Origin of the sequence: Paraburkholderia bannensis, assembly GCF_014200455.1 — a bacterium.
GTDB classification, from domain to species: Bacteria; Pseudomonadota; Gammaproteobacteria; order Burkholderiales; family Burkholderiaceae; genus Paraburkholderia; species Paraburkholderia bannensis_A.
The window spans coordinates 276,400-302,951 of sequence record NZ_JACHBW010000005.1 but is presented as its reverse complement, the minus strand read 5'-3'; the positions used below and the strand labels follow the sequence as shown (position 1 = coordinate 302,951).

At 64.4% G+C, this 26,552-nt stretch carries 26 protein-coding genes; 16 read left to right on the top strand and 10 right to left on the bottom strand.

Features of this window, described 5'->3' with window-relative positions; genetic code table 11:
* Positions 1–15: 15 nt before the first annotated feature.
* A complete protein-coding gene (locus tag F4827_RS11145) occupies positions 16–1,632 on the bottom strand; it encodes an ATP-dependent acyl-CoA ligase (RefSeq protein WP_183723796.1) in 1,617 nt (538 codons plus the stop codon).
* 96 nt (positions 1,633–1,728) lie between these two features.
* On the opposite strand from F4827_RS11145, the gene F4827_RS11140 reads away from it, so the two are divergent.
* On the top strand, positions 1,729–2,634 hold the full coding sequence (locus tag F4827_RS11140; protein ID WP_183723797.1) for a LysR family transcriptional regulator: 906 nt from the start codon (positions 1,729–1,731) through the stop codon (positions 2,632–2,634).
* Positions 2,635–2,900: 266 nt separating this feature from the next.
* Here the strand turns inward: F4827_RS11140 and F4827_RS11135 are convergent, their stop codons facing one another.
* Positions 2,901–3,563, bottom strand: a complete 663-nt coding sequence (locus F4827_RS11135; protein ID WP_183723798.1) for an SDR family oxidoreductase — start codon at positions 3,561–3,563, stop codon at positions 2,901–2,903.
* A 66-nt stretch (positions 3,564–3,629) separates the two neighbouring features.
* Here F4827_RS11135 and F4827_RS11130 point away from each other — a divergent pair, with 66 nt between their 5' ends.
* Positions 3,630–4,565: a LysR family transcriptional regulator gene (locus F4827_RS11130; protein WP_183723799.1), complete on the top strand. Its 936-nt coding sequence runs from the start codon at positions 3,630–3,632 to the stop codon at positions 4,563–4,565.
* 197 nt (positions 4,566–4,762) lie between these two features.
* On the opposite strand, the gene F4827_RS11125 is transcribed toward F4827_RS11130, so the two are convergent.
* On the bottom strand, positions 4,763–5,131 hold the full coding sequence (locus F4827_RS11125; RefSeq protein WP_183723800.1) for an antibiotic biosynthesis monooxygenase: 369 nt from the start codon (positions 5,129–5,131) through the stop codon (positions 4,763–4,765).
* A 94-nt stretch (positions 5,132–5,225) separates the two neighbouring features.
* On the opposite strand from F4827_RS11125, the gene F4827_RS11120 reads away from it, so the two are divergent.
* On the top strand, positions 5,226–5,702 hold the full coding sequence (locus F4827_RS11120; protein WP_183723801.1) for a MarR family winged helix-turn-helix transcriptional regulator: 477 nt from the start codon (positions 5,226–5,228) through the stop codon (positions 5,700–5,702).
* Between the two features lie 126 nt (positions 5,703–5,828).
* On the opposite strand, the gene F4827_RS11115 is transcribed toward F4827_RS11120, so the two are convergent.
* Positions 5,829–6,404, bottom strand: a complete 576-nt coding sequence (locus tag F4827_RS11115) for a TetR/AcrR family transcriptional regulator (protein WP_183723802.1) — start codon at positions 6,402–6,404, stop codon at positions 5,829–5,831.
* Between the two features lie 133 nt (positions 6,405–6,537).
* Here F4827_RS11115 and F4827_RS11110 point away from each other — a divergent pair, with 133 nt between their 5' ends.
* The 6 genes from F4827_RS11110 to F4827_RS11085 all read left to right on the top strand — a co-directional run bounded on the left by F4827_RS11110 (position 6,538) and on the right by F4827_RS11085 (position 12,264).
* Positions 6,538–7,272 carry an SDR family NAD(P)-dependent oxidoreductase gene (locus F4827_RS11110; protein ID WP_183723803.1) on the top strand — a complete coding sequence of 245 codons (735 nt, stop codon included), beginning with the start codon at positions 6,538–6,540 and terminating at the stop codon, positions 7,270–7,272.
* Positions 7,273–7,376: 104 nt separating this feature from the next.
* On the top strand, positions 7,377–7,976 hold the full coding sequence (locus F4827_RS11105) for an NADPH-dependent F420 reductase (protein ID WP_183723804.1): 600 nt from the start codon (positions 7,377–7,379) through the stop codon (positions 7,974–7,976).
* Positions 7,977–8,358: 382 nt separating this feature from the next.
* Positions 8,359–9,198, top strand: a complete 840-nt coding sequence (locus F4827_RS11100) for an ABC transporter permease subunit (protein ID WP_183723805.1) — start codon at positions 8,359–8,361, stop codon at positions 9,196–9,198.
* Positions 9,195–9,938 carry an ABC transporter ATP-binding protein gene (locus F4827_RS11095; RefSeq protein WP_183723806.1) on the top strand — a complete coding sequence of 248 codons (744 nt, stop codon included), beginning with the start codon at positions 9,195–9,197 and terminating at the stop codon, positions 9,936–9,938. Before F4827_RS11100 ends, F4827_RS11095 begins: the two co-directional genes overlap by 4 nt.
* 32 nt (positions 9,939–9,970) lie before the next feature.
* Positions 9,971–10,993 (top strand): NrtA/SsuA/CpmA family ABC transporter substrate-binding protein, encoded by a 1,023-nt coding sequence (locus tag F4827_RS11090; RefSeq protein WP_183723807.1) that lies wholly within the window; start codon positions 9,971–9,973, stop codon positions 10,991–10,993.
* A gap of 29 nt (positions 10,994–11,022) precedes the next feature.
* Entirely contained in the window at positions 11,023–12,264 is a 1,242-nt protein-coding gene (locus F4827_RS11085; RefSeq protein WP_183723808.1) for an acyl-CoA dehydrogenase, read from the top strand.
* A 45-nt stretch (positions 12,265–12,309) separates the two neighbouring features.
* On the opposite strand, the gene F4827_RS11080 is transcribed toward F4827_RS11085, so the two are convergent.
* The gene (locus F4827_RS11080; RefSeq protein WP_183723809.1) at positions 12,310–13,407 is read right to left on the bottom strand and encodes an LLM class flavin-dependent oxidoreductase; all 1,098 of its coding nucleotides are present in this window, start codon (positions 13,405–13,407) and stop codon (positions 12,310–12,312) included.
* A 229-nt stretch (positions 13,408–13,636) separates the two neighbouring features.
* Here F4827_RS11080 and F4827_RS11075 point away from each other — a divergent pair, with 229 nt between their 5' ends.
* Genes F4827_RS11075 through F4827_RS11060 form a run of 4 tightly spaced genes read left to right on the top strand, consistent with a single transcriptional unit; the run spans position 13,637 to position 17,807 of the window.
* Positions 13,637–14,713: an LLM class flavin-dependent oxidoreductase gene (locus F4827_RS11075; protein WP_183723810.1), complete on the top strand. Its 1,077-nt coding sequence runs from the start codon at positions 13,637–13,639 to the stop codon at positions 14,711–14,713.
* Between the two features lie 48 nt (positions 14,714–14,761).
* The gene (locus tag F4827_RS11070; RefSeq protein WP_183723811.1) at positions 14,762–15,586 is read left to right on the top strand and encodes a class II aldolase/adducin family protein; all 825 of its coding nucleotides are present in this window, start codon (positions 14,762–14,764) and stop codon (positions 15,584–15,586) included.
* Positions 15,586–16,194 (top strand): cysteine dioxygenase, encoded by a 609-nt coding sequence (locus F4827_RS11065; protein WP_183723812.1) that lies wholly within the window; start codon positions 15,586–15,588, stop codon positions 16,192–16,194. Before F4827_RS11070 ends, F4827_RS11065 begins: the two co-directional genes overlap by 1 nt.
* A complete protein-coding gene (locus F4827_RS11060; RefSeq protein ID WP_183723813.1) occupies positions 16,191–17,807 on the top strand; it encodes a rhodanese-related sulfurtransferase in 1,617 nt (538 codons plus the stop codon). The genes F4827_RS11065 and F4827_RS11060 overlap by 4 nt, the downstream gene beginning before the upstream one ends.
* 54 nt (positions 17,808–17,861) lie before the next feature.
* On the opposite strand, the gene F4827_RS11055 is transcribed toward F4827_RS11060, so the two are convergent.
* The gene (locus tag F4827_RS11055; RefSeq protein WP_183723814.1) at positions 17,862–18,773 is read right to left on the bottom strand and encodes a LysR family transcriptional regulator; all 912 of its coding nucleotides are present in this window, start codon (positions 18,771–18,773) and stop codon (positions 17,862–17,864) included.
* 222 nt (positions 18,774–18,995) lie between these two features.
* Between F4827_RS11055 and F4827_RS11050 the strand changes: the two genes are divergently transcribed.
* The 3 genes from F4827_RS11050 to F4827_RS11040 all read left to right on the top strand — a co-directional run bounded on the left by F4827_RS11050 (position 18,996) and on the right by F4827_RS11040 (position 22,464).
* On the top strand, positions 18,996–19,964 hold the full coding sequence (locus tag F4827_RS11050; RefSeq protein WP_183723815.1) for an ABC transporter substrate-binding protein: 969 nt from the start codon (positions 18,996–18,998) through the stop codon (positions 19,962–19,964).
* Between the two features lie 103 nt (positions 19,965–20,067).
* Positions 20,068–21,354 carry an acyl-CoA dehydrogenase family protein gene (locus F4827_RS11045; RefSeq protein WP_183723816.1) on the top strand — a complete coding sequence of 429 codons (1,287 nt, stop codon included), beginning with the start codon at positions 20,068–20,070 and terminating at the stop codon, positions 21,352–21,354.
* Positions 21,355–21,366: 12 nt separating this feature from the next.
* Positions 21,367–22,464, top strand: a complete 1,098-nt coding sequence (locus F4827_RS11040) for an LLM class flavin-dependent oxidoreductase (protein ID WP_183723817.1) — start codon at positions 21,367–21,369, stop codon at positions 22,462–22,464.
* 61 nt (positions 22,465–22,525) lie between these two features.
* Here F4827_RS11040 and F4827_RS11035 read toward each other — a convergent pair whose 3' ends face one another.
* Genes F4827_RS11035 through F4827_RS11020 form a run of 4 tightly spaced genes read right to left on the bottom strand, consistent with a single transcriptional unit; the run spans position 22,526 to position 26,483 of the window.
* Entirely contained in the window at positions 22,526–23,569 is a 1,044-nt protein-coding gene (locus tag F4827_RS11035) for an ABC transporter substrate-binding protein (RefSeq protein ID WP_183723818.1), read from the bottom strand.
* A 39-nt stretch (positions 23,570–23,608) separates the two neighbouring features.
* Positions 23,609–24,424 (bottom strand): ABC transporter ATP-binding protein, encoded by an 816-nt coding sequence (locus F4827_RS11030; RefSeq protein ID WP_183723819.1) that lies wholly within the window; start codon positions 24,422–24,424, stop codon positions 23,609–23,611.
* Entirely contained in the window at positions 24,418–25,464 is a 1,047-nt protein-coding gene (locus F4827_RS11025) for an ABC transporter permease (protein WP_183723820.1), read from the bottom strand. The genes F4827_RS11030 and F4827_RS11025 overlap by 7 nt, the downstream gene beginning before the upstream one ends.
* Positions 25,465–25,487: 23 nt before the next feature.
* Positions 25,488–26,483 carry an ABC transporter substrate-binding protein gene (locus F4827_RS11020; RefSeq protein ID WP_183723821.1) on the bottom strand — a complete coding sequence of 332 codons (996 nt, stop codon included), beginning with the start codon at positions 26,481–26,483 and terminating at the stop codon, positions 25,488–25,490.
* Positions 26,484–26,552 lie beyond the last annotated feature (69 nt).

Here is a 26,552-nt window from a genome sequence, read left to right as displayed (position 1 = left end):
GTCATGCGCGCGGCTTTAAGCGCGCCTAAGCCGGTAACCCGAGGCCTCTAGATCCCAGGTCGTTGAGGTAATACCGATATCGCGCAAGCGGAACTTCTGGATTTTGCCGTTCTCCGTTTTCGGCAAGGTAGTACGGAAGTCCAGATAGCGCGGCACCGCGAAATACGGCAGACGCGGCTCGCAGAACTTCACAAGCTCGAGCGCGTCAAGGACGGCGCCTTCACGCAAAACGATCGCCGCCATCACTTCGTCTTCCGCGAGCGCCGACTTCACCGCGAACACGGCGGCCAGCTCTATCGCTGGATGACTCAGCAGGACCTGCTCGACTTCGAACGACGAAATGTTTTCGCCACGCCGGCGTATCACGTCTTTAAGACGGTCCATGAAACGGTAGTAGCCGCTGGCGTCGCGCACCACGCGATCACCCGTGTGAAACCACAGGTTGCGCCACGCTTCAACGGTCTTTTCCGGCATGCCGAAATAGCCGCTCGCAAACGCCCATGGCTCGTCGGCGCGCAGGATGAGTTCGCCCGCTTCGCCATCGGGCACAGGGCGATCGTGGGCATCGACCACGCGCGCGTGAAATCCCGCCGCGAGCTTGCCCATAAAGCCGTCGCGTCGTTCGGCGAGTTTGCCGCCGATCACCGAATTTGTTTCCGTCGAACCGTAACCGTCAATCAGACCAATGCCAGTGCGCGCTGTGAATGTGTTCTGGAATTTCGCCGGCACTCCCGGCGCGAGCGCGACTCGCACACGATGCGCGCGCTCCTTTTGCGACTCAGGCCGCGACAGCAGGATTGGCACCATTGCACCGAGCACGAAGGTCACGGTCGCGCCAGTTTCGATCAGAGCGTCAAAAAAGCCACTCGCTGAAAAGCGCCGGTCGACGATCAGTTGTGCGTCGTGCATCAGCGCCTGACAAAAGCTGTTGAGCGCGTTGGTATGAAAGAGCGGCAGGCAGGTGTAGAGCACGTCGCCCTTGCGCACCTCGAGATCGCCGCCCGTGTTGGCGCCCCACCAGTAAAACTGCGCATGCGGACAAACCACACCTTTCGAGAGCCCAGATGTCCCCGAGGTATAGAGAATGGCGAACGGATCGCCATCCTCGAGGTCGACCGCTTCAAGTGCTTCACCAGGCCGCGGAAACTCACGAACGGAAAATGCGTGCACGCCAGGTTCGATGCCCGGCACCGCGCCTATCGCCCAGATCGCTTCTAGCGACGTCGTCTGTGCGGGCAGTGCGAATACGGCTTCCAGCAGCGATGCTTCCGCGACCAGCAGACGCGCACCGGAATTGCTGAGAATATGCTGCAACTGCATGCCGCGCGACGCCGTGTTGATCGGGACTGCCACGGCGCCGATCCAGGCGCAGCCCAGCATCGTCTCGATGAATTCAATGCGGTTCGAGCAGAGAATGGCGACGCGATCGCCCTTTTTCACGCCCTGCTCGCCAAGCACGCCCGCGCGCCTCGCAGCGGCATCGATCGCTTCGCAGGCGCTCCAGGTCGTCGCGCGATCGGAAAAAAGCGGCGCTTCGCCGTTGCGCGCCACGCGCTGTTTTAGCAACGCAGGAAGGGTGCGCTGCGATGCGGGAGGACGCGCCGAATCCAGCGGATCGTCTAGCCTATTCATGCGATCAAACACCTCAGGGAATATGTGTGGGTGCGATCGAGTCTAGGTTTGCCTATACTATCCGTCAAATTCATAAATAATATGGGAAACATAAATATGACGGATTTCAACCGGATCGATCTCAATCTTATGCGTGTGTTTCAGGCCGTTCTCGAAGAACGCAGCCTCACGCAGGCAGGCAAGCGCCTTGGCTTGTCACAACCAGCAACAAGCTATGCGCTCGGACGCCTGCGGGCGTTGTTCGACGACCCGCTTTTCATACGCACACCTGAAGGAATGTTGCCAACACTATTCGCGCAACGAATCAGCGATCCGGTCGGCCGTTCGCTAGCCGCCGCGCGCGAGGCAATCCGCCAGAGCGAGCAATTCGACTCCGCAACCAGCACCCGCGAATTTCGGCTTTCGATGTCCGATGTGGGGGAGCAGGTTTTTCTACCCGCCATCTGCGAAAAGCTACAGAAGTGCGCACCCGGCGTTTGCATCGCGGCGGAAACGGTCCCGCTAACTGAAGTCGAGGAACGTATGCGGTTAGGTAGGCTGGATTTCGCAATTGGCAATCTGCCTTCGCTGAAGGCGACGACATTGCACGAACTGCTTTTCAACGAGGAGTACGCCTGCATGACGCGCAAACGTCCGGGTCTGCCGTCGCGCCGGATCTCCGCCAAGTGCTTTCAGGAACTGTCTCACGTTGCAGTTGCTTCGGCGGATCGCAGTCATGTCCTGATCGAGGAATCACTGCGTCAAGGCGGATTGCATCGGCGCATAGCATTGCGTGTTTCGCATTTCAACGTGACGCCAGATATTCTGCGACATACCGACTGGATGGTCACGCTGCCTCGTGGCGTTGCGAAGGCGTTCAACGAATCGGGACATTTTGCCATCTACCCCTTGCCCATCGATCTACCCCGCTTCGAATCGACCTTGCACTGGCACGAACTCTACGACGGCGACACCGGCATACGGTGGTTGCGTCAGTTGCTGGTCGAAACGCTCGGCCATTGAGCATCAGGCAGCGTAGCCCATCGAATGGCTTGCAGAGACAGCAAGCGCTACGTCTTATTCATCGGTGGCTCTTTGTATTGCTGACTGCCTTCGCCAATGAATGAATTCGTCGCATTGATCGCAGGGTGTTGGAGCGGCACGCTTTGCCGCATCGCAGCCGCTGGATGCGGATCATCAATATGCCGCAGGCAGTGCTCAGAGAAGAGATCGACTCACACCACCGCCTTGAGATAAGGGCACCTGGATGGCACGACCGGGCGCCATCTTCAGGCGGTTTGAGTTGGATAGGTCACTTCCGGCGCCCAGCTTTCGCGAGGTTGTGCATACAGATCCCAGAAGGCTTGCGCAACGCCACGCGCCTCAGGCGAGTCAGCCGATACCAGCGTCGCGACGGTGACGGAGGCGGCGTGGACGCCCCGCTTCTTGAACGTGTCGAAAATCCCGTATGTCAGGTTACGAATCCCGGCTTTGCCAATGCTGAGCGACAGATAATCGGGATGGGGCTGGGTCGCAAATGCGCCGCCGGTCAAAAGGATCGCGCCGCTGCCGCGCTCGAACATCCCCTTCGAAACAGCTTGCGTGGCCACCAGGGCCGCGCCGATATTGACGGTCAGATCGGGTACGAACGTGTCGATGGACTGGGTTTCGATCGACGCTGCGTGCATCGACGCCGCATTGAAATGCAATACATCGATTGCGCCGAATTCAGCTTCCGTATCGCGAACCAGTTGCAACACGCTTTGCAGGTCTGCGGCGTCGACGGCCTTGGTGCTGACCGCGTAGCCCTTTTCCGTTAGCTGTTTCGCTCGCTCGACGAGCTTGTCCGGGTTGCGCGACGTCAGGACCACGCGGAAGCCCTCACGCGCGAACCGTTCGGCCGTCGAGATGCCGATGCCGGGACCCGAGCCGATGCTGAGAAAAGTCTTCATGCCACACCTCCATTGAACAATGGGTGCAATGTACAGGCGTGCAACCGGCGAAACAATCCGCGTACAATGCAAATCAATCGTGCATGGAATGCATTTATCGTGTCATATGAAGGTTTCGACGATCTGATCGCGTTCGCCGCTGTCGCAGGCACGGGCAGCTTTCGCGCAGCGGGGGCGGAACTGTCTCGCGACCCGTCCGTCATTTCCCGCCGCCTCAGCCAACTGGAGCGGCGTCTGGGAGTCAGACTGCTGGTCAGGACCACCCGTAGCGTGACGTTGACGGAAGCCGGCACGTTCTACTTTCGCCGGGTGCGCTCGGTGCTTGACGAACTCGATATGGCAACGCGCGAGGTTGGCGACTTTGCGGCCTCGCCGCAAGGTACGCTGAAGGTCTCGTTGCCGGTGTCGATTGGACGTGAGTTGATTGCGCCACTGATCCCGGATTTTCTTCTCAAGTTCCCGCAGATCCACGTCGACGCTCACTTTCTCGACCGCACCGTTGATATCGTGCGCGAGGGCTTCGACGTCGTGATCCGCACGGGCACGATCAAAGACAGTTCGCTAATCGCAAAGCGCCTCACGTCGTTCCGAAGCATTCTCGTCGCTGCGCCAGCTTATCTGGAGGCGCGCGGAGCACCCGAATGCGTCGAGGACTTGCAGTCGCACGCATCATTGGGCTTCACGACCCACGGCGACTGGCCCCTTTGGATACTGGAGAAGAATGGCGAGCGACGCAGCGTGCGTCCGGGCGGACCGTACTCTGCCAACAGCCTTGAAGCCATTTTCGAAGCCGCCGTGAAGGGTGTCGGTATCGCCATGGTGCCGCCGTGGATGGCTGCGCCCTATCTGGCGGATGGACGACTCAGTGAAGTCTTGCCCGGCTGGTGTTCCGTGCGAGACATCGGTATCAATGCGGTGATGCCACCCGGCGCGTTGATCCCCGCGAAGACGCGAGTGTTCGTCGATGAGATTGCAAAGGCACTTCTTCCGGGCGACGCCTGACGCTTGCATCCGGCACATGTCATGCGTGGTCATGGGTGCCAGTGCATGGAAGGACAGTCAGAAGGCGGCTCCGGCCTGCGCACCGTAAAGCTGTCCGTCACATCCCTGTCGCCCTCGTCGCATCCCTTCGTGCGGACTGTGTAGCCAACCCGCGTGAAAAGGCGCGTTGCGACATTGCTTCAGCAGGGCGTCAGTCCCTAGCTGACGCAAATTCCCGGCACGGCAACCTTCTGGAACAGGTGGGGAGAAGCGATTGCCGAGGAGGGATAGGCGGCCAGGCTCGCCTTGAACTCCGGCTGAGAGAAAGCCGCCCGGAAATGAGCAGTGGACTCCCAGACAGCGTAGTTCATGTACGTCGGATGTTCTCCGAGCGCGCGATGGAGTTGCGTCGAAATGAAGCCGGGTTGCTGCTTCATAAACGCGGCATCGTCTTGCCAGGCCTTGAGAAAGATCGGCTCGTCGGCCGGATCCAGTGTGAACACATTCATGAGCACGACGGGAACCGCGTCAGTGGCAAGTTGACGGTCGATCGCGAAGGACGGGTCAAGGGGACGTAACTGCAGCATGGCGCACTCCTCGGTTTGGAAGCATGATGTCAACCTGACATGATCAATTTATAGAAATTGACATGATGTTGTCAATTAAGTTTTATGGTGACATATGCGCAAAAAAGCGAGAACGCCAGCCGGCGAATTCCTGACAGACGTGATTCTTGACCTCTTCCGGCTCAATAGCGGACTTCTGACCGCGGGGGATCGCCTCGTTGCGGGACTTGGGCTTACAAGTGCACGCTGGCAGATCCTTGGCGCCATCAGCGCAACAGAGCGGCCTCAACCGGTGGCTTGGCTCGCCCGGGACTTAGGGGCCAATCGTCAGAATGTCCAACGGATAGTGAACGACCTGGCCGAGGACGGTTTGGTTCGTTTCGAGGCGAACCCGCACCATCGCCGCGCCCAGCTTGTCGTTCTGACAGACGCGGGAAGGCAGGCCTTTGATGCTGCCATGAGCCTTCAGGCGCCATGGATCAACCGCCTCTCTGATGGATTGGCCGTCGACGACATCAAGGCCGCGCATCGCGTCATCATGCGATTGCAAGCGAATCTGGACGGCATGATCGAGGCCGATGGTCCGAATTGATAAGCCGTTCGCCGTTTCTTCTTCTTTAGCCGCGATATCCAATGCACGGTGTGCGACGTGCTAACAGCACGCAGCCGGCTCCGACCCCATCCGACGCAATGCAGACAACAAATTCGTTGGACGCTGTTACGTTGCCGTCTTGATATCGTTGCCGGGCCGATTTGTCAGGATGGCACCCGTAATAACGTGAAATAGATGATCCCCTCGCGGAGCGAACCCGGGCTGGCCGACGAGCCAGCCGAGGGACGACATCAGGGCGAACAGGTCCACCCCATCGATATCGGCGCGCGCCGTTCCCTCGGCCTGAGCACGGCGCAGTAGTCGCTCGCCGGCCGAACGCAGCGCGGTGCTTGCAGCATGAAGCGCGGAGTCCGGGTCCGCGTGCGCGGTCGCAAACATGGCGCAAATCCCGTTATAGCTACGAACGAACGCCACCCCGTCGCGAAACCACGCCACTAGCGCTTCGTCAGGGGGAATCGACGTTTCGAGTTCAGCTGCCTGCTCTATCAACTCGTCCACGTTCATGCGCAGCAACGCTTCGAACAAGGCCTCGCGTGTCGGGAAATGGCGAAATAGTGTGGCAAGCCCGACTTCGGCCCGACGGGCGATATCTCGCATGGACGCATCGGCTCCATGCTCGGAGACGACCTCACGCGCGACTGCAAGTAGATGGTCGTAATTCTTTCTGGCGTCAGCTCGCATAAATTGCCTTGACAAACGGATCAGTGATCCGAATATAATGAGCCCGTATCCGGATCGGCGATCCACAAGATACAGCACATTTGTGCAGCTGGGAACAGCAGAGGCGCAGCACGACACCACGAAAGGAGATGTCATGGGAAAGCTTGAGGGCAAGGTTGCAGTCATCACGGGTGGATCGAGCGGCATGGCGCTGGCGAGCGCCAAGCGGTTCGTCGAAGAAGGCGCATATGTGTTCATCACGGGGCGGAGGCAGGAGGTGCTCGACGAAGCCGTCAAGCAGATTGGCCGGAACGTGACCGCCGTGCGCGGCGACGCGGCCAATCTCGACGACCTCGACCGCCTCTTCGATACAGTCAAGCGGGAGAAGGGGAAGATCGACGTTCTGTTCGCGAGTGCTGGCATGGGTGAAGCGGTTCCACTGGGCGAGATTACCGAGCAGCATTTCGACGCGACCTTCGATCTGAATACGCGCGGAACGCTGTTTGCGGTTCAGAAGGCGTTGGCGCTGTTCAACGATGGTGGATCGATCTTCATGACCGGGTCCGTTGCCTCGGTGAAAGGTTTTCCCGGTTACGGCGTGTATGCGGCGAGCAAGGCGGCGTTGCGTTCATTCGCACGTACCTGGCTTAACGAACTGAAGGGCAGGAATATCCGGGTGAACGTGCTGAGCCCGGGACCGATCGCTACACCGATGCAGGATCAGGTTCTCACCGAGGAGGCGAAGCGGATGTTCGAATCCCTGATCCCGCGAGGAACGATGGGTCGTCCCGAGGAAATTGCGACCGTCGCGCTGTTTCTTGCTTCAGACGATTCGAGCTTCGTGAATGGGGTGGATTTGTCTGTCGACGGCGGCTTCTCGGCGATCTGAAATCGCGTCGCAAGGCGGCTAGCAGGGTCTGTCAACACAACGAAGATGATTCGGTCTGCGTCTATAAATATGGACTACCAATCAATATTGAAAGGAAGATTCGCATGAGCTATTCGATTATTGGCTTTGGTGCGGTAGGTCAGGCGCTCGCCCGAGCCTTCGCAAGAAAGAGCATCGATGTGACCGTCGCCAGCCGGCGCCCTCCTGCGATGTTGATGGAGCGGGCGCGAGCGATTGGCCCCAACGTTGTCCCCGGGACTCTGGAGGATGCGATCGCGTCCGACACGATCTTCCTCGCGGTTCCGTTTTGGGAACACCGCGAAGTCGCGAAGCAACTCGCGACCTGGCAGGGCAAGACGATTATCGACACGACGAATGCTTATGGTGTTCCCGTTGAAGAGCTGGAGGGTCAGCCGCCGGCCACGGTTGTCGCCAGGGCGTTTACCGGCGCCAGGTTCGTAAAGGGATTTAACCATCTCCCCGCTGCCGTCCTGGCCGCTGATCCGGGCGTGAATGGCGGCAGCCGCGTCGTGTTTTTGTCGAGCGATGACGAAAACGCGGTGGCACCGGTCGCGGCTCTGGCCGAACAACTCGGTTTCGCGCCGATTGCGTTAGGACCGCTCAAGGATGGCGGCTTGCTTGTCCAAGGCAGGGGGAATACCTGGGGTCAACTGATCTTCCAGGATCTCGTCAAGTTCAAGTAGCGGCGCGTCACGATAAAGTCACAGCGGCCACGCGCATCGCTCAACGCGTGCTGATGATTTGAGGGGGATTGCACTGGTGCTTCTGCACCAGTGCATGATGGCCGCGCGCGGCAGACGGGTGCGCACGCAAGTTCGTCGAGCCGACGCATCGCGCTGATGCCACGTCGTGATCCCTATTTTATATGCGCATATTTCTTATATTTAATCATGCAACCAGCGCATAACGCAAGCACGAATTGCAGCGCATCAATTCGAAAAAGCAAAGAATAAATAACTGTTTGTCACGGTTCAGCCCAAGCGTCTTTAATAGCCAGTCGATGCCGCATAAACGCGGATTTTTTCAATCCAGCGTGCTGGCTGGCACTGTGCAAAACCTGACTCCATGGCTGACGTTACCTCATCCTCTCCTCGCTATCTCCCGGCGCCACGCGCCGGCTCTTTGCTTGCGAAGGAGCGCGCCTATTACTGGCTGTCGTGGGCCATTCCCGCGTTTATCCTCGCGATCTGGGAGATTGCCGCGCGCGTGGGCTGGCTCGAACCGCAAGTGCTGCCCGCGCCCAGTAGCGTCGCTGTCACGGCGTGGCATCTGGCGCGCAGCGGCGACCTGTTCGTACACCTTGGCGTTTCCTTGCTGCGCGCTGCGTGCGGCTTTCTGATCGGCGGTGCCATCGGACTGGCGCTGGGCGTTCTGGTCGGCTTTTCGCGGCTTGCCCAGGCGCTCATCGACCGCTCGATCCAGATGGTGCGCGCCATCCCTTTTCTCGCGATGCTTCCGCTCGTCATCGTGTGGTTCGGCGTGGGCGAAGGCGCGAAGATTTTCCTCGTCGCGCTTGCCGTGCTGTTTCCCATCTATATCAATACGATGCTTGGCATTCGCCAGATCGATCCGAAGCTCATGGAGCTTGCCACGGTGATCGGCATGAAATGGCCGGCAGTCGTACGCCGGATCATCCTGCCCGGCGCGATGCCCGCCATCCTCACGGGCGTGCGTTATGCGCTGGCCCATGCATGGCTTGCGCTGGTGATCGCCGAAACACTGGCGACGACCAAAGGCATCGGCTTTCTCGCCATGGACGCGCGCGAATTCCTGCAGACCAACGTCATCCTGCTGACCATCATCATTTACGCGATCATCGGCGTCGTCGCCGACGCGCTGGTTCGCACACTCGAAGCCCGCTTCCTGTCGTGGCACGCGAATTACACGAAGGGAGAGAACGCATGAGCGTCGCTGCCACCTTGTCGCCGCTTGCGCAGGCCGCGCCTGAAGGTGAAACCGCAACCGCCGCCTCTCAACTGGCCGTATCGGTGCGCGGGCTCCAGCGCCGTTATGGCGCGCGTACGGTCATCAATGCGCTCGACCTCGATATCCGCAAAGGCGAATTCGTCGCCCTGCTGGGTGAAAGCGGTTGCGGCAAGACCACGCTGCTGCGCTCGCTCGCCGGACTCGACACGCCGGACGCCGGGCAGATTCGCGCGCCCGCACGCCCTTCCGTGGTGTTTCAGGAGCATCGGCTGCTGCCCTGGGCCACGTTGTGGGAGAACGTCGCACTGGGTCATGAATCGAGCATCGGACGCGAGGGTGCATCGCGCGCGCTGGCCGAAGTGGGTCTCGCGGGGCGCGAGCTCGACTGGCCGCGCAATCTGTCCGGCGGCCAGGCACAGCGCGTTGCACTGGCGCGTGCGCTGGTGCGCGATCCCGCGCTGTTGCTGCTGGACGAACCGTTTGCCGCACTCGATGCGCTCACGCGCATCAAGATGCATGGGCTCGTCAAGGAACTGGTCGCGCGCCACGCACCCGGCGTGCTGATCGTCACCCATGACGTCGACGAGGCGCTGGTGCTCGCCGACCGGATTCTCGTCATGCGCGCGGGGCGCATCGCCGCTTCGTTTCAACCCAAAGACCACACACCGCAGGCACTGCGGCTCACGCTACTCGAGGAACTCGGCGTTCAGGAACACTGAACCGCTCCTCGCCATAAAACCAGGAATGATGAATGAATGACGCTTCACTGACTCGCCGCCGCCTCCTGCGCGCGGCGGGTGGACTGCTGGCCGGCGCGGCCGCGGCGCGCCTGCTGCCGGCGCAAGCCGCACAATCTGCACAACCTGCACAAACCGCCAAGCTCACACGCAACACCGATACCGTGCGCATCGGCTGGGGCTACGGCGCCCTGCCCGATATCGCCAAACAGCGCGGCGTGTTCGAGAAAACGCTGGCGGCGAAGAACATCAAGGTCGAATGGGTCGGGCCGTTCCCGAACCACGCACCGTCGATCCAGGCGGTGGTGGGCGGCAGTGCCGACTTTGGTTTCTGGGGCTCGACGACACCGGCGCTTGCCGCCATGCTGGCCGGCTCCCCCATCGTCTTCACCGGTTTCGACGTCTATTCGCCGCGCTCCACCGCCATCATCGTCAAGAAGAGCAGCGGCATCAATTCCGTAGCCGATCTCGCCGGCCGCAAGGTCGCGGTGAACCGCTCGGGGCTGGGCGAGTTCCTGCTCATCGCCGCGCTGGAAAAGCATCACGTCGATCGCAGCAAGGTCGAATTCGTCTATCTGAATCCGCCCGACGCCGCGCCGGCGTTCGCACAAGGCCGCGTCGACGCTTGGTCGATGTGGTCGCCTGCCGTGGATATCTCGCGCCATGCCAACGACGCGAAGGACATTTTCAACGAAGGGCGCGACCTCGATTTCCTGATCGACTACAGCTCGCTGGTAACGCGCCGCAAATTCACGGAAGAAAACTCCGAACTGGTGCGCGCCGTGCTCGACGCGTACTACGTGGAAGGCGCCTGGCAATCGCAGCATTCGGCCGAATCGGAACTGCTGGTGCAGCGCGAGGCGAAATACCCCGATCAGGTGCGCGATTATCTGGCGGGCCTGAAACGCGTGAACCAGTTCCACGAACCGGACGACGCCGCCTTCATGGCGCAGTTCCAGCGCGCGGCGGACTGGCTCGCGCAGCGCAAGATCATCAGCGCGCCGATCAAGGTCGCCGATTACAGCGTCAAAGTGTAATGAGCGTCGCTTTATGAAACGGAACACCCATGGCTGAAACCGCTGTGCATACGCCGGGCGCGGTCGCGCTCGTCTCGCCCTTATCGGCGTCGCTCGGTTTCTCCGAGGCAATCGGGGAGATCGCCGCGACGGCCGCACAGCGCGAACGCGAGCAGCGCCTGCCGTACGAAGAGATCGCCACCTTGAAGGCGCTCGGCTTTGGCGCGCTGCGCCTGAGCGCCGACGACGGCGGCCACGGATCGACGCTGAGCGGGCTATTCGAAGTCGCGCGCGACCTCGCCGCAGCCGATTCGAACATCGCCCACGCGTTTCGCAATCACCTCTGGCAAGTCGAAGCCGCCCTGCTACGCCGCGACCATCCGTTCCACCCCCATGTGCTCGATCTGGCACGCCGGCGCAAGACGGTGGGCCTGAGCTTTGCCGACAGCGACGCGACCGCAGCGGGCGCGCGTTCGAGCCGCGTCCTCAGCCGGCTGGAATGGGACGAGCGCCGCCAGGTCTATGTGGGCTCGGGCGACAAGGTCTATGCGACCGGTAATCTCTACAACGACGCCTTCGTCGGGCTGGCGATCGAAAGCCGCGCGAACGCCACGGTGCAATACGTGCTCGAACGCAGCGCAGGCGTGGCTGCCGAAGACGACTGGCAGGGCTTCGGCCAGCGCCTGACCGGCTCGGGCACGGCGCGGTTTCGCGATGTCGTGGTGCAGCCCGCGCATGTCTATGCGCCCGACCCGCCGAAGACGCCCGAGGCCGCGCCGTGGGGCTTCACCTTCCACCAGGTCTACCTGACCAACTGCATCGCGGGTATCGTGCGGCGCGTGGTGCTGGACGCGGTCGAGGTGCTGCGGGCACGCAAGCGCAACTTCTACCACGGCGAAGCCGCCCAACCCGCCGACGAACCGGCCCTGCAGGCCTTGCTCGGACGCATACGCGCCTACGCCGCGTGCATCGAGGCCAGCGCGCAGCGCGCCGTGCAGGCGCTGGAACGGGCGCAGGCTGGCGTCGGCACGAGCGAGGAATACGCGCGCACGCTGGAAGCCACGCTCGCCGCCTCGGAAGCCAAGGTCGTGATCGACGATCTCGCCCCTCAGGTGGCCAGCTGGCTCATCGATCTGGGTTCGGGGTCGGCGGTGTCGAGCGTGGCCGCGCTGGATCGGCACTGGCGCAATATCAAGGTGATCGCCTCGCACAATCCGCGCCTTTACAAGGAGCGGCTGCTCGGCCAGAACCTGCTGAGCGGGCAGTTGCCGCCAACGGGCGCGTTTTTCTGACCGCCAGGCTCGGGCCCTGCCTCAGCACGTCAGCGCCCGGGTACTTCAGTCCGCCAGCTCGCGTCGCACGCGCGGCACGATTTCCTCGGCGAAACGGCGCATATCGTCCTCGAAGGGCTGGAACTGCAGCATGAACAGCTCGACTCCGGCGCGGTGAAAATCCGCGATGCGCCGCGCGACCGTGTCATAGTCGCCCACCAGCCCTGCCGCCGTCCCGCCATTGGAGCCCACGCGCGGCGAGCGGGCGAAGGTCTGGATCATCACCACGTTCGGATCGATGTTGGCCTGCTGGCGCTCGCGCAGCGGTTTGTCGAGTTCGGCCAGCGCGAACAGATGATCGAGGTGAGCCTCGGCCTGCGCCTGGGTCTCGCGCGCGATCACGAACGCCGACAAACCAAAACCCAAGGCCTCGTGCCCAACGGGCCGCGCGCGAGCCGCTACATCCGCGATCAGACCCGCCACATCGTCGAGCGGCTGGCCGTTGATGAACCACACATCGCCGTGCCCGGCCACCAGCTCGCGCGCCGGTTCGGATTCGCCGCCCACATAGATGCGCGGGCGGGCGCGAAACGGATCGGCGGGCAGCAACTGATAGTCGTCGATCTGGAACTGCTCGCCCCGGTGAGTCACGCGCTCACCGCGCAGCAACGCTGCCACTACCGCGATCCATTCGCGGCCATAGGCATAGCGGTCGTCGTGCTCCGCGAAAGCGATGCCGGCGCGCTCCAGCTCCGGACGGTTCCACGCATTGACCAGATTGATCGCGAAACGTCCGCCGCTGATGTGCTCGATCTGCTGCGCCATCTTGGCGAGCACGACCGGGTGGTACAGAAAGGGCTTGATGGCGGCGATGATCTCGATGCGCGAGGTCAGCGCGGCGAGTGCCGCCGAGGCCGTCCACGCCTCCAACTGATCGAGCGCCGGATCGTGCGGATTGACCGTGTGCTGCGCGACGAGCACGGAGTCGAAACCCAGACGCTCGGCTTCGAGCACGAGCGCCCTGTTGCGGGCCCACGACGCATCGTAAGGTTCGGCGGGATCCTGCAGCGCGGCACGGCTGCCGTGCACGAGCGCCCAGATGCCAAAACGAGGGAATGAGCGGGAACGGGAACGGGAACGGGAACGGGAACGGGAACGGGACATTGCGTGAAAACGTAGAGAGGCGGCATGGCGGGGGCGTTCATGCTAACGCCCTGCTGCACGTGCGCCTTCCAATTTTTCCTGCTATCCAGGCCACAAAAACGTATTAGCGGGCCGCCGCCTCATGATGCTTATGTGGAATATTTATATGCATTCAATATTTAAACTTTGCATGCACCGATGCTAGTCTCCTTGCCATAGATAGCTTAGAGATGCCCTTCAAGGAGCCAGCATGAGTGTTGAATTCATCGGGATGATCCAGCAGCGCAAGGTGTCGGAGACGCATCAGGCGAGCGGCCCCGCCATCGACGTCGACTACGTGCGAGACTTCGCGCAGGCGCACGAGCGCGCGGGCTTCGACCGCATTCTGGTGCCGCATAGTTCGACCAGCGCCGATGCCACGCTCACCATCGCCTACGCCGCGAGCGTGACCTCGCGCGTGCATTTCATGCTCGCGCATCGTCCGGGCTTCGTCTCCCCCACGCTGGCGGCGCGCCAGCTCGCCACCCTCGATCATTTTTCCGGCGGCCGCCTGGCGGTGCACTTCATCTCGGGCGGCAGCGACGCTGACCAGCGCCGCGACGGCGATTTCCTCAGCCACGACGAACGCTACGCGCGCACCGACGAATACCTCCAGGTGCTCAAGCGCGTCTGGACCGAGGATAAGCCCTTCGATCACACCGGCCGCTACTACCGCTTCGAAGGGGCGTTTTCTGAAGTCAAGCCGCGCCAGCAGCCGCACGTGCCGATCTACTTCGGCGGCGCATCGGCGGCGGCGCTCGCGGTGGCGGGCAAGCACGCCGACGTCTACGCGCTGTGGGGCGAATCGAAGCAAGGCGTCGCCGATCTGATCGCCCGCGTGCGCGGTGAAGCCGCCCGGCATGGTCGCGAGGTGCGCTTTTCGGTGTCGTTCCGGCCGATCCTCGCCGATACCGAAAAGGCCGCATGGGAGCGCGCCGAACATATTCTGGCCGAGACGCGCCGCCTGCGCTCGGCCCAGGGCCTCGACAAGGGCGGCCCGCTCGAAAGCGAAGGCGCGCGGCGTCTCTTGGGCGCGGCCGGCGACGGCGTGCGCGCAGACGATCGCTTGTGGACGGCGGTGGCCAAGGAAATTGGCGGGCGCTCGAACTCCACCGCCCTGGTGGGCACGCCTGAGCAGGTTGCGCAGACGCTGGCCGAATACCACGCGATCGGTGTCACGACCTTCCTGATCCGCGGCTTCGATCCGCTTGAGGACGCGCTGGATTATGGCCGCGTGCTGATTCCCGCCACGCGCGAACTGACCCGCCGCGAACGCGCCGCTGCATGAGCGCGGCACGAACTAGAACAAACAAGCACACAGCAAACAAGGAACGACATGAGCGCGATCCTCAGCACGACGACTGATAGCATCGATACGGATTTCAGGCACGCCCCCATCCGCAAGTTCTGGTTCGACGACGAAAACACGCCCGCACGTTCAATCGCCGAGGAGCGCCGTCATCGCCAGACGCGCCTGGCCGGCGCATTCCGCCTGTTCGCGCGCTATGGCTTTGATCAGGGCCTCGCCGGACATATCACCGCACGCGATCCCGAATGGCCCGATCACTTCTGGGTCAATCCGCTGGGCCTGCATTTCGGGCGCATTCGCGTGTCCGACCTGCTGCTCGTGAACCGGCACGGTGAGATCGTGGTTGGCGCAGGCCCGGTGAATCAGGCTGCTTTCGCGATCCACGCGGCAATTCACGAGGCGCGCCCCGAAGTGGTCGCCGCCGCGCACACGCATTCGCTGTACGGCAAGGCGTGGTCCACACTGGGGCGCACACTCGATCCGCTCACCCAGGACTCGTGCGCGTTCTACCGGGACCACACGCTGTTCGACGACTTTCGCGGCGTGGTGCTCGATACCGACGAAGGCGCGCGTATCGCTGATGCACTCGGCGATCGTAAAGGTGTGATCCTGAAGAACCACGGCATCCTTACGGCAGGCCCGAGCGTGGAAGCCGCGGCGTGGTGGTATATCGCGCTGGACAACGCCTGCCACACGCAATTGCTGGCCGAGGCCGCGGGCAAGCCGCAGCCGATTTCGCACGAGATCGCCACCCTCACGCACACTCAGGTGGGCCGCGCGGCGGGCGCACGCCATGCGTTCGAAAGCCTCTACGCGGGCCTCGTCGAGCGTGAACCGGAGTTGCTCGACTGATGGCCATCCATAAACTGCGCCGCTTCGTCGGTACGATTGCGGAACTGGTCGAACGGCAGCCGCAAGGATTTTCGCAGGAATCCGAACTGATCGATCACGGTCTGGACGCATTGCGCGAACTCGTCAGCGAGGACGACTGGCTGCCGCACGCCTACGCCGCGCCCTCGCCCGAGCGCTATCAGCAATATCTGCTGCACGCCGATGCGCGCCAGCGTTTCTCCGTCGTGAGTTTCGTCTGGGGTCCGGGCCAGCAGACGCCGGTGCACGATCACACAGTCTGGGGTTTGATCGGCGTGCTGCGCGGTGCGGAATACGCACAGCCCTACGCGCGAAACGCGGACGGCACGCTGCGCCCCCACGGTCCCGAAGTGCGCCTTGGGCGCGGCGCGGTGGAAGCCGTTTCGCCGACCATTGGCGATATCCATCGCGTACGCAACGCCTACGACGACCGCGTCTCGATCAGCATCCATGTTTATGGCGGCAATATCGGTGCGATCCGGCGCTCGACCTATCCCGCCGACGGCCCGCCCAAAGCCTTCATTTCCGGCTACTCGAACGACGTTCTCCCGAACCTCTGGGATCTCAGCAAGGAATCCATAGCCTCATGAAGTCATTCCCCACGCGCTCGTATCAGGACGTGCGCGACGCCCTGCTCTCGCGTCGCGAAATTGCGCTGCTCGATGTGCGCGAGGAAGATCCGCACGCGCAGAGCCATCCACTGTTCGCCGCCAATCTGCCGCTCGCCAGAATCGAACTCGATGCGTGGACGAAGCTGCCGCGTCGCGACGTGCCCATCGTGTTGCTCGACGACGGCGAAGGCTTTGCCGCGCGCGCGGCCGTCAAGCTGGATGCGCTCGGCTTTAGCGATGTCGCGCTGCTCGAAGGCGGCCTGGCGGGCTGGATCCGCGCGGGCGGCGAGGTGTTTCGCGATGTCAACGTGCCGAGCAAGGCCTTTGGCGAATTCGTCGAAGCGCAACGCCACACGCCCTCGCTCAGCGCCGAAGAAGTCCACGCCTTGCTGGCGGGCGACGCGCCCGTGGTGGTGCTCGATGCGCGCCGCTTCGACGAATATCAGACCATGAATATTCCCGGCAGCATCAGCGTGCCGGGCGCGGAACTGGCCTTGCGCGCCCGCGCGCTCGCGCCCGATCCGGCCACGCGCGTGATCGTCAACTGCGCGGGCCGCACGCGCAGCATCATCGGCGCGCAGTCGCTGGTGAATGCGGGGCTGCCGAACCCTGTCGCCGCGCTGCGCAACGGCACGATCGGCTGGACCCTCGCCGGGCAGACGCTGGAACACGGCGCGGCGCGCCAGTTCGACGCCGAAGCGGGACGCGATGCGGCCACGCTCGCACCGTCGCGCGAAGCCGTCCGCGCGCTGGCCGACAAAGCAGGCGTGCGCCGCACGACGCTCGACGAAGCCGCGCGCTGGGCCGCCGACAGCACGCGAACGACATATCGCTTCGACGTGCGTACGCCCGTCGAATACGAGCGCGCGCATGCGCCTGGCTTCCAGGGGGCGCCCGGTGGCCAGCTCGTGCAGGAAACGGAGATGTTCGCGCCGGTGCGCGGCGCGCGCATCGTGCTGTTCGACGACGACGGGGTGCGCGCCAACATGACGGCTTCCTGGCTCGCGCAGATGAATGCCGAAGTCTATGTGGTCGACGCGGTCGACGGATTCAATGCCGATGCGCTTGGCGAAACAGGCCCGTGGCGCGCGGCAAAACCGGCGGCGCCGGCCATCGCCGCAATCACGCCCGAAGCCCTCGCGGCGCGCCTGGCGCAGCCGGATCACGGCACCGTGGTACTCGATTTCACGTCGAGCGCGAATCACGTGAAGGGGCATATTCCCGGCGCGTGGTGGACGCTGCGCTCGCATCTCTCGGCGGGCTTTGACGACTTGCGCGCGCTGCCGGATGCCAGGCGCTACGTCGCCGTCTGCATGACGAATGCGCTCGCGCCCTTCGCCGCGCCCGAAATCGCCGCGCTCACCGGCAAGCCGGTCGAGGTGCTCGAAGGCGGCACAGCGGCGTGGCAGCGCGCCGGTCTGCCGCTCGAAAGCGGCGACGCGCATCTGGCCTCGCCGCGCATCGACCGCTATCGGCGTCCTTACGAGGGCACCGACAATGCGCGCGAAGCGATGAACGCCTACCTCGAATGGGAATACGGCCTCGTCGAACAACTCGGCCGCGACGGCACGCACGGCTTTTTCACGGTCTGAACGGGAGGCAAAGCCCGGCGGGCCCGGGCCGGGCTCGTTGCGCAGGCACTGCGATCATGCAGCACGCGCGACGCGCACCGCCTTGAAGCTGCCCGCCACGCTCTGCGCGAGCACCGCCAGCGCCGATTCCATCTTGCCGATCGCGCGCGAGCGCACCACCCACACCGCGATTTCCGGCTTGAAATCGCTCACCTGCACGATGTCGAGCGCATCGGCCCAGGCGCTGGCCGCCACCAGCGGCTGCGGCACCAGACCCAGCCCCACCCCATCGGCGACAAGGCCCAGTTGCAGTTCGGTGCCCAGCGTTTCCAGGTTCAGCTTGAGCGAGTGGCCCTGCGCGGCAAGCGCGTGTTGCAGGCCCGCGCGAAACCCGCAGCCATCGGGATTGAGCACCCAGCCGTGCGCTTCGCATTCCGCCAGCGTATGCGCGCGCCGCTTGAGCAGCCCTTTCTTCGCGACCACGGCGAGCTTGAGCGAGCCCAGCGATTCGCCCGCCAGCGTCTCCGGGAGATTGCGATTGGCGGGCAGCAGCGCAACGGCGGCGTCGAGTTCGCCATCCTCCACTTTCTGCAGCAGCGGCGCGCCCCAGCCCGTCGTCACGCGCGCCTGCAGTTCCGGGTGCGCCTGGCGCAGTGCGTGCAGCGCGTCGAGCATGGCGATATCGGCCACGGTCTGCGCCACGCCCAGGCGTAGCACCCCCGCGAGCGGCGCGCCGTCGTTGACAAGCTGACGCAGCGCGTCCATCTCGGTGAGGATCGCGCGGCACTGGTCGTACACGGCGCGCCCCATCGGCGTGGTGCGCAGCGGCTTGGTGTTGCGGTCGAGCAGTTCGACGCCCAGCGCTTCCTCGAAGTTCTGGATGCGCCGCGTCACGGCAGGCTGGGTGAGGTCGAGCCCCGCGGCCGCCTGGCTCAGCGACGCGCTGCGCACCACGGCGACAAAGGCTTCGATTTCGTCGAGTTTCATGAATGGTGTTCGATAGACGTGCAAACGGTCGCCCAGCTTAGCGCCAATACGGCCCTGCGTTCAAGCTTTGCTATTTCATATATGCATATTTGTATCGAAGAACAATGCGTTTGCCTTATGGTGACGCGCTCCGTATCGTGTGTTGCTGTGATTTTGTGATTTCGCGCGCGGGGCTTCGTGCCCGGCGGGCGGCTCCGTTCAGCTTCGATCGAGGATTCTTTCATGCGTCGTCCCTTCTCCCGTCATTCTTCGCGCCCGGTGCGGCTCCAACGGCTTTCGCGTGCGCTGCTGGCGTTCGCCGCCGCGCTGCCGCTGTGCGTGAGCGCGGCCACGCTCAAGGTGGGCGACCAGCAGTTGCAGACGCGCGGCATTCTCGAAGCATCGGGGCAGCTCAAGGACGTGCCCTATGAGATCCAGTGGTTCAACTTCCCGGCGGCGCAGCCGCTTGGCGAGGCGCTCAATGCAGGCGCCATCGACGTGGGCGGTCTGGGCGATGCGCCGCTGATCTTCGCCTATGCGGCGGGGGCGAAGATCCGCGCGGTGTCGGCGGTGCGCTATACGCCGGTCGATCTGGCCATCGTCGTGCCGGGCAATTCGCCGATCCACGGCGCCGCCGATCTGAAGGGCAAACGCATTGCGACCACGCGCGGCTCGATTGGCCACTATCTGGCCATTGCCACGCTGGAGCGCGCCGGGCTCAAACTGACCGACGTGAGCTGGTCCTTCATGCAGCCCGCCGATGCGCGCGCCGCGCTCGCTTCGGGCAGCGTCGACGCCTGGTCCACCTGGGACCCTTACGTCGCGCTGGCGGAGGCGCGCGACCACACGCGCAGCGTCGCCAACGGCGTGGGCCTGTCCTCGGGCTTGAGCTTCGAGGCCGCCACTGACAGCGCAATCCGCGACAAGCACGCCGAACTCGCCGATTTCCTGCGCCGCGTTGCCGCCGCCCAGCGCTGGGCGCTCACGCATCCGTCCGAAGTGGCGGCGATTCAGTCGAAAGTGACGGGCCTGCCCGCCGACGTGCTCACCACCGTCTATCAGCGCGGCCAATGGCATCCGGTGCCGATCGACGATGGCGTCATTGCCGAACAGCAGCGCACCGCCGATCTTTATCACCGTGCGGAAGTCATCAAGGCGCGCCTGGACGTTGCGCCGAGCTTCGACAAGCAGTTTTCAACCGCTGCGCAATGACCGTCGCCCGCTCTTTGCGGCTCGAGCGCGGCTCGAACGCGGCTCGAACGCGAATTGAACACCGATCGAACACAGATCGAACCAAAGGCTCCAAACGACGCTCATGACACACCGCCCGCCCGACACCGTGCTCGCCCAGGCGCAAGCAAGCGCCCACCCCGACACCGAACGCGATAGCGAAGCGCTGGCCGCCCTCGCCGATCTCGACTCGCCCGCGGCTCACGCATGGCTCGCGCAACTGAGCGCCGATTTCGCGCGCGGCGCAGCGGCGCTGGACGCGGGCCCGCATTTCCCGCACGACAATCTCGCGCGCCTGCGCCGCGCCGGGCTGCTGGCGCTGAGCGTGCCGCGCGCGCTGGGCGGCCGTGAAGCCACGCTTGCGCAGACGCTGCGCGTGGTGCGGGCGATCGCACGCGGCGAGCCGTCCACGGCGCTGATCTTCGTGATGCAGTGCCTCTACCATCTGCGTTTGCAGGCCAATCCGCACTGGCCCGCCGCGCTCAAGGAACGCGTGGCGCGCGACGCCGTCGAGCATGGCGCGCTGATCAACTCGCTGCGCGTGGAGCCGGAACTCGGCTCGCCCTCGCGCGGCGGCTTGCCCGCCACCGTGGGACGGCGCGATGGCGATCGCTGGATCCTCAACGGCCACAAACTCTACTCGACCGGCAGCCCCGGGCTGACGTGGTTCGCCGTCTGGGGCCGCACCGCCGAGCCCGAACCGCGCGTGGGCACCTGGCTCGTGCATCGCGATTCGCCGGGCGTGCGCTTCGGCAAGCCCTGGAATCATCTGGGCATGCGCGCAACGGGCAGCCACGAAGTGATATTCGAAAACGTCGAAGTCCCGCTCGAACAGGCCGTCGATTTGCAGCCTCCCGGCCCGGGCAACGGCATGGACCCGGAAACCACGGTCTGGATGAACGTGCTGCTGCCCGCGATCTATGACGGCGTGGCGCGGGCCGCGCGCGACTGGTTTGTGCAATGGGCCGCGAACCGCGTGCCTTCGGGTCTGAACGCGCCGCTCGCCAGCCTCGACAGTTTCCAGCAGACCGTGGGCCGCATCGATGCGCTGCTGCTCGCCAATCGCGTGCTGCTGGATGCGGGCGCGAGCGGCAATGTGCCGGCGGGCGAGGCGCAGACGCTCAAGTATCTGGTCAGCCGTCACGCCATCGAGGCCGTCGAAATCGCGCTCGAAGCCAGCAGCAACCCCGGACTCAGCCGCGACAACGCGCTGGAACGCCACTACCGCGACGTGCTGTGCGCGCGCATTCATACGCCGCAGAACGACGTCGTGCTCGGCAACCTGGGGCGCGCCGCCTTCGCCGCTTTCACCGCTTCCGCCTCATCTGCCTCATCCAACGCATTGAACGACAACGCGTCCCACGATCGATAAAGGAGTCTTGCCATGAGCGTCGAATTCATCGGCTACGTCAGTCATCAAGAGTCCAGCGAAATTCATCTGCCCGAAGGCGCGGCCGTCAATCCGCCGTGGATCGCAACGGTTGCCCAGGCGCATGAATACGGCGGCTTCGACCGCGTGCTGATCGCCCATTCGAGCGCTTCGCCCGACGGCCTGCAGATCGCCTCGTTCGTGGCGCACCAGACGCAGCGGCTGGGCATCCTGCTCGCGCACCGCCCCGGCTTCATCGCGCCGACGCTGGCCGCGCGCCAACTGGCGACGCTCGATCATTTCAGCGCAGGCCGCGCCGCCGTGCACATCATCTCCGGCGGCGACGATGTCGAACAGCAGCGCGATGGCGACTGGCTCACGCACGACGAGCGCTACCGCCGCACCGACGAATATCTCGACATCGTCAAGCGCGCCTGGACCAGCAACGCGCCCTTCGATCACGAAGGCGCGTTCTATCGCGTCGCGGGTCACCGCTCGCAGGTCAGGCCGTTGCAGCAGCCGCATCTGCCGGTGTATTTCGGCGGCTCGTCGGAGGCGGCGATCGCGGTGGCGGGCAAGCACGCGGATGTGTTCGCGCTGTGGGGCGAATCGCTCGACGCCGTGCGCGAAACCATCGCGCGCGTGCGCGCCGCTGCGGCCGTTCATGGGCGCGCGCAGCAGATCCGCTTCAGCCTTTCGCTGCGCCCGATTCTCGCGCCCACCGAAGACGCCGCGTGGGCGCGGGCCGAATCCATCCTCGCGCGCGCCCAGGAGGTGGTGGCGCGTTCGCCCAACTTCACGCGCCGCCCCAAGGACCCGCAGAACGAGGGCTCGAAGCGACTGCTGGCCGAGGCCGCCAAAGGCAAGGTGGTCGATACGCGGCTGTGGACCGGCATCACGGCGCTCACGCGCGCGGCCGGCAATTCCACCGCACTCGTCGGCACGCCGCAACAGGTGGCCGACGCGTTGCTCGAATATCGCAAGCTGGGCGTGTCGACGTTCCTGATTCGCGGCTTCGATCCGCTGGAAGACGCGCTCGCCTATGGCCGCGATCTGCTGCCGCTCGTACGTGCAGCCGTGGCAAAGGAAGAGGCCGCACTACGGGCGGCCTGATATTGCGTGGTGCGGCAATGGCCGCCGCGCCCGCTCTGGCGGGCGCGGCGAGCGAGGTTTGTCAGGCCAGCACGTCAGCGAATACGCGCGACGCAAAGCGGTTCGAATCGGTGCTCGCATTGACTACGCCCACCGTCTTCAGATCGTCGGCATACAGCGCGATCTCCTTGCGGAACGCATCGCCCACCGGATGATGGCGATCCGTGTGGCTCCTGAGCATGGCGGCGAGCTGGCCCACATCGGCGTTCGGCGCATAGCCCGAGAACACCTTGGCGGCGGCATCCTGATGGTTCGCAGTCCACTCGGTGGCTTCGAGCAAGGCAGCGGTCAGCGCCTGCGCGGTGGCGCGGTCCTTGCGCACCAGCGTGCCGCGCACGCCCAGTACGCAGCACACGCGGTTCTCGTATTCGCCGCACAGATTGTTCGACACCTCGTAGAGATGGTCCGATTCACGCAGCGTCCAGATGGTCGGATCACCGTCGGCGATGGCCTGCACCTCGCCCTTCTTGAGCGCCTCGCCAAGCAGATTGGCCGGGTACTGCCGCCAGCGCACCTCGGCGTCCGGATCAATGCCCTGCTTCTTGAGCGTGATCGCAAAGAAGTTCTTCGCCGGGCTAGCCATATCGCTCACGCCCACCGTGCGGCCCTTGAGTCCCGCCAGATCGACGATGCCTGAACTTTTCGTGGCGAGCAGGCGCATGCACCCACCGTGGATGCCCGCCGTGAGCTTGACGTCGAAACCCTGCTCCAGCGGCTTGATCCAGCGCAGCGCCATGCCCACGCCCGCATCCGATTTGCCGGTGGCGATCGCTTCCAGCAACTGGTCGGTCGAGCCCGCGAAGTTCACGAGTTCGACGTCGAGCCCGCGCTTTCTAAAAAAGCCCTGCGTCAGCGCAACGGGAACCGGCGCGGTGCAGATCGCCCCGGCATTCCACGAGAGTTTGAGCGATTTAGCGCCTTCGTCGGCGAGCGCCCGGGTGACGGGCAGCCCGAAGGACAGACCGCCCAACGCGGCGGCGCCGGTGGCGAGCGCGCTTTTGCGCAGCCAGTCGCGGCGTTGCGGGGAGGATGGCGCGGCGTGTTTCGATGCGTCGAGGGGTTTCATCGGTGTGGTGGTTCCGTGAAGGATGTAATGAACGCTTTCTCAAGCTTCGAGCCCGAGTTGCGCGAGCACGTCTTTGCGTAATTCGACCAGAGCCGGATCGTCGCGATGGCGCGGATACGGCGCATCGTTGTGCACCTCGCTGACGATGCGCGCGGGCCGCCCGCTGAACACCACGACGCGGTTGGCCATCACCAGCGCCTCCTCGACGTCGTGCGTGACGAACAGCACGGAAAAGCGCGCGCGCTGCCAGAGCGCCACGAGTTCCGCCTGCATGCGCATGCGCGTGAGCGAATCGAGCTTGCCGAACGGTTCGTCGAGCGCGAGCAAGGCCGGATCGTTGACGAGACCGCGTGCCAGCGCCGCGCGTTGCGCCATGCCGCCCGACAATTGATGCGGCCAAGCCTGCGCGAACTGCGTGAGACCCACGCGTTCGAGCGCGGCGTCGATGCGTGCCTCCACTTCGGCGGCACGCGGGCCGCGCCGCGCACCCTGCGCCTGCGGCCCGAGCGCGACGTTCTCGCGCACCGTGCGCCACGGGAACAGCGTGGGGTCCTGAAACACCAGCACACGCGAGGGATCGGGCGTGATCACCGGTTTGCCGTCGGCTTCGATACTGCCGGTACGCGGCGTTTCCAGCCCCGCCGCCAGTCGCAGCAAGGTGGATTTGCCGCAGCCGCTCGGTCCCAGCAGCGCGACGAATTCGCCGGGCTGGACCGTCAGGCTCACATCGTCGAGCACAGGCAGCGTCGAGCCGCGCAGCGCGAAGCCGTGGCTCACATGGCGAATCTCGATGCGCGCGCCCGTGCGCGTTGCGTCCTGGCGGACGTGTTGCCGCGTTGCCTCTGCGATCACCATTTGAGCAGCCCCTTTTGCCAGCCGAGCACGCGGTCGCGCACGCGGAACAACAGCGTGATGAGACCCGAGCACATCAGCGCCATCACCAGCAGCCCCGCATACATGTTGGAATACGCGGCCCAGCCCTGGGCCCATTGCAGATACCAGCCCAGCCCCGCTTTCACGCCCATCATCTCGGCGACGATGAGCACGGAGAACGACGCGCCCAGCCCCATGAACAGGCCGACGAACACCGAAGGCAGCGCCGCCGGAATCGCCACGCGCAGGATCAGGAAACCGGGCCGCGCGCCCAGCGTGCGTGCGACGTCGTAGAACGCCGGGTTCACACCCGCGACGCCCGACCACGTGAGCACCGCCACCGGAAACGCCGAGGCCAGCGCGATCAGGAACACGCTCGCGCTGAAGCTGGACGGAAAAAAGAAGAACGCCAGCGGCAGCCAGGCCGTGGCGGGCAGCGGGCCGATCAGGCGCAGCAGGGGATGCAGCCAGTAGCCCACCGCTCGCGACCAGCCGATGCTCACGCCCACCACGAAGCCAGTGGCCGCGCCGATCGCATAGCCGTAGGCCAGCAGGCCAAACGAGTGCGCCACGCTGGAGGCGAGGCGTGCGTAGTCGTCGAAGAACACCGCCACCAGCGCTTCGGGCGGCGCAAAGAACGGGCGCGGCAGCCATTCGAGCTTGGCCGTGGCGATTTCCCATGCGCTTATGGCCAAAGCCAGCGCGAGCAGCCACGGTCCCGTTGCGAGCCAGCCGTGCAGCGCCGGGTGTGCCTCGCCCTCTTCCGCCGCAACGGGCCGCTGCGTGCGCTTTGCCAGCGCGATGGCGAACGACACGGCCGCCAGCACCAGTTCGAATGCGAACAGCGCATCGGCGTGCGGCCAGTCGTCGAGGCTGGGCCAAGCGCGCGTGATCGCCGCCGCCCCCAGCCACGCGAGCCCCGCCAGCGCGCTGACCAGACCGCGCAAGGCATCGCCCTTCGGCCTTGTCTGCCGTATGGCGTTTTGCAGCGCCTGCGTGGAAGCTTCTGCTTGAGTAGACATGAATGCGGACTCCGAATGATCGATCAGGCGACGCCGATGTGCGTATCGGCCAGCGACGCGACATCGAGCGGGCGCGGCAGAATGCCGTCGCGCACGGCCACATCGGCGACTTTCTGTAGCGTGGCGATATCGGCCGTGGTCACAAAACGTTGTCTGAGCGACGCGCGCTGCGTGATGGTGAGCGCCGTGTCGGGCGGCGTGCGCGTGAGCTTGCTGTAAACCTCGGCGTAGTCTTGTGGATGAGCCAGCGCCCAGTCGCCGGCGCGTTGCAAACGCAACAGCAGATCGGCAATGGCGGCGCGCTTGAGAGGATTGGCATGCGCCGCGCCCGAGGCCGTGATGAAACCGAGTCCGCTATTGATACCGCTGCCGTCGCGCAGCACGCGCCCGCCGCGCGACGCCGCGATACCGTAGTACGGATCGAAGGTGGCCCACGCTTCGATCGAACCCGAAGTAAACGCCGCGAATGCATCCACCGGCAGGATGTAGCGGATCTGGACATCCGCGCGCGAAATACCCGCTTCCGCGAGCGCGCCATCGAGTTGGTACTCCGAAATACTTCCGCGCGCCGAGGACACAAACACCGTGCGCCCCTTCAGTTGCGCAACTTCGGTGATCGTCGAATGCTGCGGCACGAGGATGCCCAGTTGCCTCGCCGAACCCACGCGAGTGGCGACGATGCGCAGCGACGGATCGCCCGTGGCGGCAGCCAGTACGGGCAAGTCGCCCGCAGGCGCGATATCCACGGCATTGGCGCGCTGCGCCTCGAACAGGGGCGCAGCGCCCTGGAAATTGGCCCAACGATACGTATAAGGCGTGCCTTCCAGCACGCGCGACGCTTCGGCGAGCGCGCGCAGGCCGCCGGCCTGATCGCCCAGCACGAGCGTCAGGCCCGATAGATCCGCTGCGCCGGCGGCATACGCCGTACCCGCGGCGCCCAGCGCCGCAACCGGTGTTGCGGCGATCGCGCCGAGCAGACGCCGGCGCAGACGAAACGATGTGGAACTGGAGCCTGCCATAGGTCCTCGCTAGCGTTATCGAAGCAAGACTAGCGGCGAACCCCGGCACTGTGAATTATTCTATTTTTA

Coding starts and splice junctions, on each gene's coding strand:
- F4827_RS11145 (WP_183723796.1), bottom strand. CDS start 1,632: ATGAATAGGCTAGACGATCCGCTGGATTCGGCGCGTCCTCCCGCATCG.
- F4827_RS11080 (WP_183723809.1), bottom strand. CDS start 13,407: ATGTCCCGTTCCCGTTCCCGTTCCCGTTCCCGTTCCCGTTCCCGCTCA.
- F4827_RS11030 (WP_183723819.1), bottom strand. CDS start 24,424: ATGGTGATCGCAGAGGCAACGCGGCAACACGTCCGCCAGGACGCAACG.
- F4827_RS11095 (WP_183723806.1), top strand. CDS start 9,195: ATGAGCGTCGCTGCCACCTTGTCGCCGCTTGCGCAGGCCGCGCCTGAA.
- F4827_RS11120 (WP_183723801.1), top strand. CDS start 5,226: ATGCGCAAAAAAGCGAGAACGCCAGCCGGCGAATTCCTGACAGACGTG.
- F4827_RS11045 (WP_183723816.1), top strand. CDS start 20,068: ATGACACACCGCCCGCCCGACACCGTGCTCGCCCAGGCGCAAGCAAGC.
- F4827_RS11020 (WP_183723821.1), bottom strand. CDS start 26,483: ATGGCAGGCTCCAGTTCCACATCGTTTCGTCTGCGCCGGCGTCTGCTC.
- F4827_RS11060 (WP_183723813.1), top strand. CDS start 16,191: ATGAAGTCATTCCCCACGCGCTCGTATCAGGACGTGCGCGACGCCCTG.
- F4827_RS11090 (WP_183723807.1), top strand. CDS start 9,971: ATGAATGACGCTTCACTGACTCGCCGCCGCCTCCTGCGCGCGGCGGGT.
- F4827_RS11140 (WP_183723797.1), top strand. CDS start 1,729: ATGACGGATTTCAACCGGATCGATCTCAATCTTATGCGTGTGTTTCAG.
- F4827_RS11075 (WP_183723810.1), top strand. CDS start 13,637: ATGAGTGTTGAATTCATCGGGATGATCCAGCAGCGCAAGGTGTCGGAG.
- F4827_RS11105 (WP_183723804.1), top strand. CDS start 7,377: ATGAGCTATTCGATTATTGGCTTTGGTGCGGTAGGTCAGGCGCTCGCC.
- F4827_RS11135 (WP_183723798.1), bottom strand. CDS start 3,563: ATGAAGACTTTTCTCAGCATCGGCTCGGGTCCCGGCATCGGCATCTCG.
- F4827_RS11085 (WP_183723808.1), top strand. CDS start 11,023: ATGGCTGAAACCGCTGTGCATACGCCGGGCGCGGTCGCGCTCGTCTCG.
- F4827_RS11050 (WP_183723815.1), top strand. CDS start 18,996: ATGCGTCGTCCCTTCTCCCGTCATTCTTCGCGCCCGGTGCGGCTCCAA.
- F4827_RS11040 (WP_183723817.1), top strand. CDS start 21,367: ATGAGCGTCGAATTCATCGGCTACGTCAGTCATCAAGAGTCCAGCGAA.
- F4827_RS11110 (WP_183723803.1), top strand. CDS start 6,538: ATGGGAAAGCTTGAGGGCAAGGTTGCAGTCATCACGGGTGGATCGAGC.
- F4827_RS11035 (WP_183723818.1), bottom strand. CDS start 23,569: ATGAAACCCCTCGACGCATCGAAACACGCCGCGCCATCCTCCCCGCAA.
- F4827_RS11115 (WP_183723802.1), bottom strand. CDS start 6,404: ATGCGAGCTGACGCCAGAAAGAATTACGACCATCTACTTGCAGTCGCG.
- F4827_RS11100 (WP_183723805.1), top strand. CDS start 8,359: ATGGCTGACGTTACCTCATCCTCTCCTCGCTATCTCCCGGCGCCACGC.
- F4827_RS11125 (WP_183723800.1), bottom strand. CDS start 5,131: ATGCTGCAGTTACGTCCCCTTGACCCGTCCTTCGCGATCGACCGTCAA.
- F4827_RS11055 (WP_183723814.1), bottom strand. CDS start 18,773: ATGAAACTCGACGAAATCGAAGCCTTTGTCGCCGTGGTGCGCAGCGCG.
- F4827_RS11130 (WP_183723799.1), top strand. CDS start 3,630: ATGCAAATCAATCGTGCATGGAATGCATTTATCGTGTCATATGAAGGT.
- F4827_RS11070 (WP_183723811.1), top strand. CDS start 14,762: ATGAGCGCGATCCTCAGCACGACGACTGATAGCATCGATACGGATTTC.
- F4827_RS11065 (WP_183723812.1), top strand. CDS start 15,586: ATGGCCATCCATAAACTGCGCCGCTTCGTCGGTACGATTGCGGAACTG.
- F4827_RS11025 (WP_183723820.1), bottom strand. CDS start 25,464: ATGTCTACTCAAGCAGAAGCTTCCACGCAGGCGCTGCAAAACGCCATA.